This is a genomic window from Ancylobacter sp. FA202, assembly GCF_000380205.1.
GTDB lineage: Bacteria > Pseudomonadota > Alphaproteobacteria > Rhizobiales > Xanthobacteraceae > Ancylobacter.
This window is the reverse complement of sequence record NZ_KB904818.1, coordinates 4064525-4077150: the sequence shown is the minus strand read 5'-3', so window position 1 is coordinate 4077150 and position 12626 is coordinate 4064525. Positions and strand designations below refer to the sequence as shown.

The 12626-nt window shown below is 68.7% G+C and carries 11 protein-coding genes; 3 read left to right on the top strand and 8 right to left on the bottom strand.

Annotated elements, in window-relative coordinates; all coding sequences use genetic code 11:
- Positions 1–218: 218 nt before the first annotated feature.
- The 5 genes from A3M1_RS0118735 to A3M1_RS0118715 form a co-directional block, all read right to left on the bottom strand.
- Entirely contained in the window at positions 219–560 is a 342-nt protein-coding gene (locus A3M1_RS0118735) for a hypothetical protein (RefSeq protein WP_018390526.1), read from the bottom strand.
- A 318-nt stretch (positions 561–878) separates the two neighbouring features.
- Complete coding sequence (gene glpX, locus A3M1_RS0118730; RefSeq protein ID WP_018390525.1) at positions 879–1874, bottom strand: class II fructose-bisphosphatase; 996 nt, start codon at positions 1872–1874, stop codon at positions 879–881.
- 13 nt (positions 1875–1887) lie between these two features.
- Positions 1888–3207, bottom strand: a complete 1320-nt coding sequence (locus A3M1_RS0118725) for a homoserine dehydrogenase (RefSeq protein ID WP_018390524.1) — start codon at positions 3205–3207, stop codon at positions 1888–1890.
- Positions 3208–3264: 57 nt separating this feature from the next.
- The gene (locus A3M1_RS0118720) at positions 3265–4482 is read right to left on the bottom strand and encodes an LL-diaminopimelate aminotransferase (RefSeq protein ID WP_018390523.1); all 1218 of its coding nucleotides are present in this window, start codon (positions 4480–4482) and stop codon (positions 3265–3267) included.
- 144 nt (positions 4483–4626) lie between these two features.
- Positions 4627–5037: a hypothetical protein gene (locus A3M1_RS0118715; protein ID WP_018390522.1), complete on the bottom strand. Its 411-nt coding sequence runs from the start codon at positions 5035–5037 to the stop codon at positions 4627–4629.
- 645 nt (positions 5038–5682) lie between these two features.
- Between A3M1_RS0118715 and phaC the strand changes: the two genes are divergently transcribed.
- Positions 5683–7416: a class I poly(R)-hydroxyalkanoic acid synthase gene (gene phaC / locus A3M1_RS0118705; RefSeq protein WP_018964011.1), complete on the top strand. Its 1734-nt coding sequence runs from the start codon at positions 5683–5685 to the stop codon at positions 7414–7416.
- 124 nt (positions 7417–7540) lie between these two features.
- Here the strand turns inward: phaC and argC are convergent, their stop codons facing one another.
- Complete coding sequence (gene argC, locus A3M1_RS0118700; RefSeq protein ID WP_018390519.1) at positions 7541–8596, bottom strand: N-acetyl-gamma-glutamyl-phosphate reductase; 1056 nt, start codon at positions 8594–8596, stop codon at positions 7541–7543.
- A gap of 195 nt (positions 8597–8791) precedes the next feature.
- Here argC and A3M1_RS0118695 point away from each other — a divergent pair, with 195 nt between their 5' ends.
- Positions 8792–9076, top strand: coding sequence for a hypothetical protein (locus A3M1_RS0118695; RefSeq protein ID WP_018964012.1), 285 nt, complete (start codon positions 8792–8794; stop codon positions 9074–9076).
- 189 nt (positions 9077–9265) lie between these two features.
- Positions 9266–11299: a DNA topoisomerase IV subunit B gene (gene parE, locus A3M1_RS0118690; protein WP_018390517.1), complete on the top strand. Its 2034-nt coding sequence runs from the start codon at positions 9266–9268 to the stop codon at positions 11297–11299.
- Between the two features lie 139 nt (positions 11300–11438).
- Here the strand turns inward: parE and A3M1_RS0118685 are convergent, their stop codons facing one another.
- A complete protein-coding gene (locus A3M1_RS0118685) occupies positions 11439–12074 on the bottom strand; it encodes a LysE family translocator (protein WP_018390516.1) in 636 nt (211 codons plus the stop codon).
- A 3-nt stretch (positions 12075–12077) separates the two neighbouring features.
- On the bottom strand, positions 12078–12554 hold the full coding sequence (locus A3M1_RS0118680) for a GreA/GreB family elongation factor (protein ID WP_018390515.1): 477 nt from the start codon (positions 12552–12554) through the stop codon (positions 12078–12080).
- Between the last annotated feature and the right edge of the window lie 72 nt (positions 12555–12626).

Sequence of the window (12626 nt, the reverse complement as noted above, 5' to 3'; positions counted from 1 at the left end):
GCGGACGCCCCGCGCGCGCGTCGTCATGCCTGGGTTGGCGGGCATCCATGACGTGATCCGGCCGCACCGCAGGAGACGTGGAGGACCGGTCCAAGCCCGACCACGACAGCGCTCTGTTTTGCGGGCGCCGTGAATAGCCATCCGACAACGCAGCCGCGACACGAAAAAGGCCGGCGCGAGGCCGGCCTTTCCGCAGACGATGCGCAGCCGTCAGTGGCTCACGCGACCTTCTTCGCGCCCTTGGCGATCTCGGCGATTTCGCCCTCATATTTGGCGACCAGCGCCGCGAAATCGCTCGGGCCGGCCTTCAGCGCGGCCTTCACGTCCGACGCCCAGGTGGTGTTGCGCAGGGTGAAGGTGTTGGTGGCGGAGGAGCCGTACTTCGTCGAGAAGGCCACGTTCAGCTTGAACGGGATCGGCTCGGAAGCGAGGTAATTGGTGGTCGGGTGCTCCTTGACGAAGGCCGTATAGGCCTCGGCGACCTCCTGGTACTTCTCGGCGCCGATCAGCGCGGCGATCTGGGTCAGCAGGGGCGGAAGCAGCGAATGAGGAGCGGTCATGATGGGTCGTTCCCTTGGCAATTGGCTTGGCGTTCGGGTGCGGGGCGCCCCTGGCGGGGGCGCCTGCGCACGGCTCTGGTATACAGCACACCGAGCCACGGCCAAAGCGCGCGATGAGGGGCGGCGTTCCGGCGCTCTGCACCACGCGGCGAAATGAAAACGGGGCGCCGAGGCACCCCGTGTGGAAGATCCGTCATCCCGGCCGCAGCGTAGCGGAGAGCCGGGATCGCTCTCGCTTCTGCACGCGATCCCGGCTCGGCCTCCGGCCGTCCGGGATGACCGCTGCCGCGTTCGGGATGACAGCTCGCGTGCGGTCGCTCAGCCGAGATGGAACTTGGAGAGGTCGCGGTGCTCGGCCTCGATCCAGCGCACCGTACCGGTGGCCGAGCGCATGACGACGGTGTGGGTCTTCACCACGCCCCGCTCATACTTCACGCCCTTGAGCAGATTGCCTGTCGTGACGCCGGTCGCCGCGATCAAGCAGTCGCCGCGCACCATGTCGGTGATGGTGTAGATCTTCTTCGGGTCGGACACGCCCATCTTCTTGGCGCGCTCGCGCTTGGCCTCGCTGTCGAGGATGAGGCGGGTGTACATCTCGCCGCCGATGCAGCGCAGCGCCGCCGCCGCCAGCACGCCCTCGGGCGCGCCGCCGGTGCCGAGATAGATGTCGATGCCGGTCTCGTCGGGATTGGTGGTGTGGATCACGCCGGCGACGTCGCCATCGGCGATCAGCTGCACCGCCGCGCCGGTGCGGCGGGCGGCCTCGATGATGGCGGCATGGCGCGGCCGGTCGAGGATGAGCGCGGTGATCTCGGAGGGCTTCACGCCCTTTGCCCGGGCCAGCGACTGGATGTTGTCCTCGGGGCTGGCGTCGATGTTGATCGTGCCCTTGGGGTAGCCCGGGCCGATAGCGATCTTCTCCATGTAGACGTCGGGCGCGTAGAGCATGGTGCCGCCCTCGGCCATCGCCATCACGGCGATGGAGCCGGGCATGTCCTTGGCGCAGAGCGTGGTGCCTTCCAGCGGGTCGACGGCGATATCCACCGCCGGGCCCTTGCCGGTGCCGACCTCCTCGCCGATGAACAGCATCGGCGCCTCGTCGCGCTCGCCCTCGCCGATGACGATGCGGCCGGCGATAGGCAGGCGGTTCAGCTCGCGGCGCATGGCGTCCACCGCCGCCTTGTCAGCCGCCTTCTCGTCGCCGCGCCCGCGCAGGCTGGCCGATGCCACCGCCGCGCGCTCGGTGACGCGCACCAGCTCAAGCGTCAGGATGCGCTCCAGCGCCTGGTCCGCCTTGACCCTAATCTCCGCCATCGTCCCCGCCCCCTCAGTCCTTCTCGATCCGTATCACCTGCGGCGGCGAGGCGATGACGCCATCGATCTCGATGGCCTCGATCGCGCGGCGCACCGCGTCCTCATTGGTGGCGTAGGTGACCAGCACCACGGGTGCCGGGTTCTCCGCGCTTTCCGCGCGCTCCCCCCCATGAGGTCGGCCGCGACGGTGCTGCATTATGGACTCGAGCGAGATGTTCTGCTCGGCCATATGGCGGGCAATGGCTGCCGCCGTTCCGGGCCGGTCGACGGCGGCGAGACGGATATAGTAGCCGCCCTCGTGACGCCGGATGGCGGCCTTCTCGGCCGGCTGCAGGCTCTGCGCCTTCCAGCCGAAAGGCGCGCCACCCATTGCCGCTGCGGCATCGCACAGGTCAGCGACCACGGCGGAGGCCGTGGCATCGCCGCCGGCGCCGGGGCCGACAAGGGTCAGCGCCACCGCGTCGCCATCGATCGCCACCGCATTGGTGACGCCGGAAACCTGCGCGATCGGCCAATGTTTAGGCACCATGGTGGGATGCACGCGCAGTTCCACCTGCCCGCCGATTCGGGCGGCGACGCCGAGCAGTTTGATCCGGTAGCCCAGCTCGTCCGCCGCCTCGATGTCGGCCAGCGTGATCGAGCGGATGCCTTCGATATGGATCGCTTCCGGGTCCGGCTGCACGCCGAAGGCCAGCGCGGCGAGCAGGGCGAGCTTGTGGGCGGTGTCAAAGCCGTCGACGTCGAAGGTCGGGTCGGCCTCGGCGTAGCCGAGCTTCTGCGCCTGATCGAGGCAGAGGTCGAAGGACAGCCCCTCCTCCTGCATCCGTGTGAGGATGTAGTTGCAGGTGCCGTTGAGAATGCCGGAGACGCGGGCGATCTCGTTGCCGGCGAGCGCCTCGCGCAGGGTTTTGATGACCGGAATGCCACCGGCCACCGCCGCCTCGAAATGGATGGCGACGCCCGCTGCCTCGGCGGCGGCGGCCAGCGCGACGCCATGATGAGCGAGCAGCGCCTTGTTGGCGGTGACGACCGAATGGCCGGCGGCGATGGCCGCCTCGACCGCCGCCTTGGCGGTGCCGTCCGGCCCGCCGATCAGCTCGACGAAGACATCGATATCGGGATCGCGGGCGAGCTCCACCGGGTCGTCAAACCAGCGCAGGCCGGTGAGATCGCAATCGCGGTTGCGCGAACGGTCGCGGGCGCTCACCGCCACCACTTCGACCGGCCTGCCGACGCGCGTGGCAATCGCCTCCGCCCGCCGGGCCAGCATACGCACCACACCCGCGCCGACCGTACCGAGGCCGGCGATGCCAATTTTCAGCGGCGGCGCCATTGTGTGTCCGAACTCAACAAACGTTCCGAATGCGGCGCCGCCCGAAGGGGCCGGGCCTTAACGCGCCGCGGCGAGAGGGACGACGTTGTGCAATGTTTCCGCGCCGGTTTCAAGGAAGCGGCGGATGTTGCGCGCCGCCTGACGGATGCGCTGCTCGTTCTCCACAAGGGCGATACGCACATAATCGTCGCCATGCTCGCCGAAGCCGACGCCCGGCGCGACCGCGACATCCGCCTTCTCGATCAACAGCTTGGAGAATTCGAGGCTGCGCAGGTGGCGGAATTTTTCCGGGATCGGCGCCCAGGCGAACATGGAGGCGGTGGGCACGGGAATCTCCCAGCCCGCCTTGCCGAAACTGTCGACCAGCGCGTCGCGGCGCTTCTTGTAGACGCTGCGCATCTCGGCGATGCAGTCCTGCGGGCCGTTCAGCGCCGCCGTCGCCGCGACCTGGATCGGCGTGTAGGCGCCATAGTCGAGATAGGACTTCACCCGCGCCAGCGCCGCGATCAGCCGGTCATTGCCGACCGCGAAGCCCATGCGCCAGCCGGCCATGGAGAAGGTCTTGGACATGGAGGTGAATTCCACCGTCACATCCATCGCACCCGGCACCTGCAGCACCGAGGGGGGCGGGTTGTCGTCGAAATACACTTCCGAATAGGCGAGGTCGGACAGCACGATCAGGTCGTGCTTCTTCGCGAAGGCGACGACGTCGCGGTAGAAATCGAGATCGGCGACCTGCGCGGTGGGGTTGGACGGGTAGCAAAGCACCAGCGCCAGCGGCGAGGGAATCGAGTGCGCCACCGCGCGCTCCAGCGCGTGGAAGAACTCCGGCCCCGGCTCGCACGGCACGGAGCGGATCGCGGCGCCGGCCATCAGGAAGCCGAAGGCGTGGATGGGGTAGCTGGGGTTCGGCACCAGGATCACGTCGCCCGGGGCGGTGATCGCCTGCGCCATATTGGCGAAGCCTTCCTTCGAGCCGAGCGTCGCCACCACCTGGGTGTCCGGGTTCAGCTTCACGCCGAAGCGGCGCTCATAATAGGCCGCCTGCGCGCGGCGCAGGCCGGGAATGCCCTTGGAGGCGGAATAGCGATCGGTGCGCGGCCGGCCGATGGTTTCCTTGAGCTTGTCCACCACATGGGCCGGGGCATCGAGATCCGGGTTGCCCATGCCGAGGTCGACAATGTCGGCGCCGCCATTGCGGGCGCCGGCCTTCACACGGTTGACCTGCTCGAACACGTAAGGCGGCAGCCGGCGGATGCGATGGAAATCGGTCATGGGTCTCAAGCTCCAGGGCCGCCCCGTATCCCCCGGCGGCGGCGTCACGCGCGCTTCATATCACCCTTCGCGCGCCCGCACAGCGACGGATGTCAGCCCAAAGGGGCAGAAGAATGGTAATCGTGCCCGCTGCGGGGCGCGGGCCTATTCGGGGGCCTCGATCTGCCGCAGCATCTCCTTCTCGCGCTGGCTGGCGAGATTTTCCAGGTTCTTCTGCATCGCATCCCGCTGCTGCTGGGTCAGCACCGGCCGGTCGCCGACCTGCGCCGGAGCGCCGAAAGTGGGATAGGCCGGCTCGGGCGGCTTCTGGCGCCCGGTTGGCGCCGGCGCGGCGCGCGACTGCCCGGCGGCGGCACGCGGATCGACCTCCGCGCCGCCGGCGGACACGCCCGCTGATTCGACGCTGCCCTGCGCCAGTGCCGCCTCGGAGATTCCCGCCGAGGGCCCCTCCGCCGAGGCGCAGCCGGCCAGCAGCAGCGCTACCAGGGCACAGCCCGCAAGAATGTGCACCGGCCCGAACGCCCCGCCGGCCTGCCTGCCTTGCCCGTGACCCACTCTGGTCTCCTCCCCTGCGCCGGCCTGCCCACACGTCAGCTTGCGCGTGTACGGCCCGTTACGCACTCGCTAGCGTCCGATAGCGCGTCTATTATGGCCACCTATGAACGCACCAACCCGCGGGGACAAGCGGTGAGCAACCGACGCACCAGCAAGATACCTCCCACAGCGGCAAAGTCCGCGCCGGCGACGAACGCCGCCCCGGCCGAGGCGCGGGAACCGTCCGCCCCGGTGGTGAAGAAGGCCGGGCGGAAACCGGCGCCAAAGCCCGTCGCGGCCCCTGCGGCTGCGGCCCCTGCTCCTGTGCCCCCTGCCGCACCGCCGGCGCGCAAGGCGGCCGCGAAGAAGGCGACGGCGGAAAAGCCGGTGGCAAGCACGGCAGCAACCGAATCACAGGCACCGGCCAAGGCGCCGCGTTCCCCGGCGGCCCGAACCCCGCGCCCGCCAGTGGAGCAGGCGGCGGCGCCGCGCCGCCCTGCGGCAAAGGCGGCCGCCCCCACGCCGGCCGCCGCCGCGCCGACGCCTGAGCCGCCCCCGGCAAAACCGGCCCCTGCCACTGCTGCACCCGCTGCCGACACCGCCGGACCCGAGGCCGCCCGGACAAGCCCGATCGACCTCGAAATCTTCGCCGCCAATCTGGCGCGGATGGTGGAGGAAGGCGGGCGGGCCATGGCCGCTTATCTGCGCCCGCGCGAGGAAGGACGCATCCGCGACGAGGTGGCCGAGGACCTAGCCGACGTCGCCAAGACCATCGGCAATGTCGCCGAATACTGGCTGGCCGACCCCCAGCGCACGGTGGAGGCGCAGTCGCGCCTGATCGGCGGCTATCTCGATCTGTGGACCACGGCGCTGAAGAAGCTGGGCGGCGAGAAGACCCGGCCCGTGGTGGAGCCGGCCACGCGAGACTCTCGCTTTTCCGACCCGGAATGGAACTCCAATCCCTTCTTCGACGCGCTCAAGCAGGCCTACCTCCTCACCGCCAACTGGGCGGCGGATATGGTTGAGGAAGCCGAGATCGACGCCCGAACCAAGCACAAGGCCGAGTTCTATGTGCGCCAGATCGCCGGCGCAGTCTCGCCTTCCAATTTCGTGCTGACCAATCCCGAGCTGCTGCGCACCACGCTGACCTCCAATGGCGAAAACCTGGTGCGCGGCATGAAGATGCTGGCCGAGGACATCGAGGCCGGTGGCGGCGACCTGAAGATCCGCCAGACCGACGATTCCAAGTTCCAGGTCGGCGAGAATCTGGCGGTGACGCCGGGCAAGGTGATCTTCCAGAACGAGCTGATGCAGCTCATCCAGTACGCGCCGCAGACCGAGAACGTGCTGGCGACGCCTGTTGTCATCATTCCGCCCTGGATCAACAAGTTCTACGTGCTCGACCTCACGGCGGAAAAGTCCTTCGTGCGCTGGGCGGTGGAGCACGGGCTCACCGTGTTTATGGTGTCCTGGGTGAACCCCGGCCCGGAACTCGCCGCCAAGGGCTTCGAGGCCTACATGAAGGACGGTGTGCTCACCGCCTTCGAGGTGGCGAAGAAGGCCGCCGGCACCAAGGATTTCCACGCGGTGGGCTATTGCGTCGGCGGCACCATGCTGGCGATGACGCTCGCCTGGCTGGCCGCCACCGGGAAAAAGCCCGGCCTCGCCAGCGCCACCTTCCTCACCACCCAGGTCGACTTCACCTTTGCCGGCGACCTCAAAGTGTTCATCGACGAGGAACAGATCGCCAGCCTCGAACGCAAGATGCTGGAATCGGGCGTGATGGAAGGCCGAAAGATGGCCAACGCCTTCAATATGCTGCGGTCCAATGACCTGATCTGGCCTTATGTGGTGAACAACTATCTGAAGGGGCAGGCGCCCTTCCCGTTCGACATTCTCTACTGGAATTCGGACTCGACCCGGCTGCCAGCGGCCAATCACTCTTTCTATCTGCGCAATTGCTATCTCGACAACAAGCTGGCGCAGGGCAGCCTGATGCTCGCCGGCAAGACGCTCGACCTCAAGGCGATCGACCTGCCGATGTACAGCGTGGCGACGCGCGAGGACCACATCGCGCCGGCGGCCTCGGTGTTCCTCGGCCTGCAGAAATTCGCCCGGCCCGGCCGCTTCGTGCTGGCCGGCTCCGGCCACATCGCCGGCGTCATCAACCCGCCGGCACGCGGCAAATACCAGTACTGGACCGGCGGGCCGGCGGCGGGGAAGCTGGAGGAGTGGATCGCCGGTGCGCAGATGCACCCCGGCTCCTGGTGGCCGGACTGGCTGGGCTGGATCGAGGCGCCGGACGGAAAGCGCATGCCCGCCGCCAAACGCATCCCCGGCGAAGGGCCCTATAAAGCGATAGAGGACGCGCCGGGCAGCTATGTGAAGGTGAAGTCTTAGCGTACAGGAGCGCGGTGGCCGGACGTGATCCGGCCATCCGCGGCGTCGCCCCGGCTCCAGTGTGAAGTCGTGGATCCCCGGGTCACGCCCGGGGATGACGATGCGCGCTGGGGCTGCCGCCCCCTCACGGGAACAGCGCGATCTGCTCCAGCCCCAACGTCTCGGGATAGCCGAGCACGAGGTTCATGTTCTGCACCGCCTGGCCGGAGGCGCCCTTCACTAGATTGTCGGTGGTGGAGATCACGATCACCCGGTCCGGCGCGCGGTCCTTCACAACGCCGATGAAGGCCATGTTCGAGCCCTTGACGAAGCGCGACTGCGGCACCTGGCCAAGCGGCATCACATGCACGAAGGGCTCGCTGCGATAGAAATCCGCCAGCACGCGATGCACGCCCTCGGCGCCGACGCCCGCCCCGGTCTTCAGGTAGATCGTGGCGTAGATGCCGCGCGTCATCGGCACCAGATGCGGCGTGAAGCTCGGCGCGAGGGTGCGACCGGCGGCCTTGGAAAATTCCTGGTCCAGCTCGGCCATGTGGCGATGGCCGCCGACGCCATAGGCGTGCATGCCCTCCGTCACCTCGGTGAACAGCAGGTTCTCCTTCGCCGAACGCCCCGCGCCGGTCACGCCGCTCTTGGCGTCGATGACGATGTGCTCGGGCTCGATGGCGCCGGCCTCGATCAGCGGTACCACGGGCAGGATGGCGGTCGTGGTGTAGCAGCCGGGATTGGCGATCAGCCGCGCCTTGCGGATATCGTCGCGGTAGAGCTCGACCACGCCGTAGACGGCTTCCTGCTGCAGCTCCAGCGCCTGGTGCGGATGGCCATACCAGCGCTCATAGGCGCCGTCGTCGCGCAGCCGGAAATCGGCGGAGAGATCGACCACCTTCACATGCGGCGCGGTCTCGAACACGTTCTTGATGACAAGCTGCGTGGTGCCGTGCGGCAGGGCGCAGAAGACGAGATCAACCTCCTTCCACGCCACCTGTTCGATGGTGATGAGGCCCGGCAGCTTGAACGGCGCGAATTGCGGAAACACGTCCGCCACCGCCTGCCCGGCCTTGCGGTCGGCGGTCAGCGCGACGATCTCGACGCGGGGATGGCGCAGCAGCAGGCGCAGCAGTTCCGAGCCGGTATAGCCCGAAGCCCCGAGGATGGCGATCCGCGCCTTGCTGTCCGTCATGGTGGCGACCCTTCCTGCTGGCGCGCCGGCCGTCTCGGGGCGGGCGCGCGTGGATTTGCGCCATTACACCTTTCGCATGTCCGACGAAAGACAAGAGGGGCTCGCCCCGCGCATGGCGGCTGCGCGTCGGCTATCGGAACTGAACCGTGCAGTGCGGGCTTCTCCTCCCGCCTCTCACCGGCCGGAGCCTTTGCGATGACGTCTCCCCTTTCCTGGTTCTCCACTGGCATGGAGCTGGCCCGGCTCGGCATGGACATGCAGTTCGTCATCGCGGAACGGCTGAACCGGCTGGCGCGCGGCGATGCCGCCGCCGGGGTGGAAGCGCTCCGCATGGTGACGGAGAAGACGCTGGCGCTGGGCGAGGTCAATGCCCGGCTGATGAAGGCGGCAGCCGCCGGCCGGCTCGACGCTGTCGGGCCGGAGATCGTCGCGCTGTACGGCCGCAAGGTGCGGGCGAACCGGAAGCGGCTGACGCGCTGACGCTCGGACTCGCGCCTGTCCAGCCCGGCATGGGCGGCGGTTCGCTCGCGCGCCCCTTGTCCGGGAAACGCTGGCACAGCCAGCCCGCATGGCGCCCATGTTCACGGAGCGTTCCGGTTTCGCGCGGGCCCTGCCATAGTGCTAGGAAGACCGAATCGGTTCCTGACCACGACGAGACCACCCGCGCCCATGTCGAATTCTGACGACCTCTTCGCCGCCGTTCCCGCCCCGCGTCCGCGTGCCAGCGCGCGCCCCGCCGCGCTGCGCGAGGGCACGCCGGGCGAGGCCGGCTACACCGCCGCCGACATCGAGGTGCTGGAGGGGCTGGAGCCGGTGCGGCGCCGGCCGGGCATGTATATTGGCGGCACGGACGAGAAGGCGCTGCATCACCTCTTCTCCGAGGTGATCGACAATTCGATGGACGAGGCGGTGGCGGGCCACGCCAATTTCATCGAGGTGGAACTGACCAGCGACGGCTTCCTCACCGTGACCGACAATGGGCGCGGCATTCCGATCGAGGAACACCCGAAATATCCCGGCAAGTCGGCGCTGGAGGTCATCCTCACCACGCTGCATGCCGGCGGCAAGTTCGACTCGAAGGTCTATGAGACGTCAGGCGGCCTGCACGGCGTCGGCGTCTCGGTGGTCAACGCCCTGTCCGACGTGCTGGAGATCGAGGTCGCCCGCGGCCAGACGCTGTACCGCCAGACCTATTCGCGCGGCGTGCCGCAGGGGCCGATCCAGGAGGTCGGACGCATTCTCAACCGCCGCGGCACGCGGGTAAGCTTCCACCCGGACGCGCAGATTTTTGGCGAAGGCGCCCGCTTCAAGCCGGCCCGCGTGTTCAAGATGGCCCGCTCCAAGGCCTATCTGTTCGGCGGGGTCGAAATCCGCTGGAGCTGCGACGCCGCGCTGGTGGCCGGCACCGACATCCCCGAAAAGGCCGTGTTCCGCTTTCCCGGCGGCCTGCGCGACTATCTCGCCGCCGACATTGAGGGCAGCACCCGGGTTCATCCCGATATCTTCTCCGGCAAGACGACGCGGCCCGGCGGCCATGGCGCGGCGGAATGGGCGGTGGCGTGGCTGGGCGACGCCGACGGCGCCATTTCCTCCTATTGCAACACCATCCCCACCGCCGAAGGCGGCACCCATGAGACCGGCCTGCGCGCCGTGCTGCTGAAGGGCCTGCGCGACCATGCCGAGCGCACCGGCGGCGCCAAGCGCGCCGCCATCGTCACGGCGGACGATGTCATGGCCGGCTGCGTCGCCATGCTCTCGGTCTTCGTGCGCGAGCCGGAATTCCAGGGCCAGACCAAGGAAAAGCTCGCCACCGCCGAGGCGACCCGCATCGTCGAGGCGGCGCTGCGCGACCCGTTCGATCATTGGCTCGGCGGCAACCCGACCCAGGCCAACCGCCTGCTCGACTGGGTGGTGGAGCGCGCCGAGGAGCGCTTGCGCCGCCGGCAGGAAAAGGAAATCTCCCGCAAGACCGCCGTGCGCAAGCTGCGCCTGCCGGGCAAGCTGGCCGACTGCTCCAATAATTCGGCGGCAGGGTCCGAACTCTTCATCGTCGAGGGCGATTCCGCCGGCGGCTCGGCCAAGCAGGCGCGCGAGCGCCAGACCCAGGCCGTGCTGCCGCTGCGCGGAAAAATCCTCAACGTCGCCAGTGCCGGCCGCGACAAGCTGGCGGCGAACCAGCAGCTCGGCGATCTCGTGCAGGCGCTGGGCGCCGGCACCGGGGCGCAGTATCGCGACGAGGATCTGCGCTATGAGCGGGTCATCATCATGACCGACGCCGATGTCGACGGCGCCCATATCGCCTCGCTGCTCGTCACCTTCTTCTACCGGCAGATGCCGAAGCTGATCGAGAACGGCCATCTGTTTCTCGCCGTGCCGCCGCTCTACCGGCTCAGCCAGGGCGCCAAGACGCTGTATGCGCGCGACGAGGCGCATCGCGACCAGCTGCTGGCCAAGGAATTCTCCTCGCGCGGCAAGGTCGATATCGGCCGCTTCAAGGGCCTTGGCGAGATGATGCCGGCGCAGCTCAAGGAAACCACGATGAGCCGGAAGTCGCGCACTCTGCTGCGCGTCACCATCGAGGAAGCCGAGCGCGCCATGACCGCCGACATCGTCGAGCGGCTGATGGGCAACAAGCCGGAAAGCCGCTTCGCCTTCATCTCCGAGCGCGCCGCCTTCGCCAATGAGGAACTGTTGGATATCTGAGGCGGGCCTGCGTCGCCCGCCCGGGCGGGGCAGAGGTCTCGATCTCGGTCTTCGCGAACACGCGCAAAGGGATGGCGAGCGCCATAGGCGCGGGCGGTGTCGGTGTCGAACGGTCATCCCGCTGTACCGCCCTTCCTCCCTACCCCCGCCGCTCCAAGGCGATACGGGCGGCAATGGACAGCAGGAGTATCGCGGTGAGCTTTTCCGCCATCCGCGCCAGGCTCGGCCGGCTGCCCAGCCAGCGGCCGATGCGGCCGGCGAAGGCGCCCACCAGACCGTTCACCACCGTGCCGCCAATGTTGAGGATGAGGCCCAGCACCATGAACTGGGCAAAGGCGCTGCCGCGCGACAGGTCGACGAATTGCGGCAGGAAGGCCAGCACGAACACCGCCACTTTCGGGTTGAGCAGGCTGACCAGCACCGCCGCCCGCCACGCCTTTACGGCCGAGGCGCGGGTGGGCGCGGCGTGCGCCGCCACCAGCGCGCCGGAGCCGCGCAGCGCCTGCACCGCGAGAGTGACGAGATAGGCGACGCCGGCCCAGCGCAGCACCTCAAAGGCGGCCGGATGCGTCGCCAGCAGCGCCGCCAGCCCCACCGCCGCCGCGCAGCTGTGCAGCAACACCCCGGTGGCGATGCCGAAGCTCGCGGCAATGCCGGCGCGCGGGCCCGAGCGCATGCCCTGGCTGAGGCAGAACAGCATGTCATTGCCGGGTGTGAGATTCAGCGCCAGTGCCGCCGGGACGAAGACGAGCAGCGTTTCGGCGGGGATCAGCACGGCTCACGCCTCTTCCGGGCGCGGATCGACGGCGACGATCTCCATCGACCCGGCCGGTAGGGCGACCTCGTCGCCGATCCATTTGCCCAGCAGCGCACGGGCCACCGGCGACACCCAGCCGATGCGCCCCTGCGCCGGATCGGCCTCGTCCTCGCCGACGATGCGAAAGCGGCGCCGCGCGCCCTTCCCGTCTTCCAGCGTCACCGCCATGCCGAAGGTGATGGCCTCCCCCTCCTGCGGCGGGTCCACCGGCTCGGCGCTGGACCGGCGGGCCGACCAGTAGCGCAGCTCCCGCGAGGCCGCCGCCACCGCGTCCCGGTCGCCCCGGGCGCCGGCCGCGGAAAGGGCCTCACGCTGGCCCGCCAGTTCGGCGTCGATCTGCGCCAGTCCCCGGCGGGTAACGAGGTTGCGATTGGTGCTGACCGGGCGCTCGGGAAGTGTGTCGGCGCCGCTGTCTTCCTTCACGAATGCACGGCTCATCGCCCGACCTGCCTTCCCTTGAGATGGCCGCCGGGGCCGGAACACGCCGAAATGCCCTTGACAGCGGCCAAA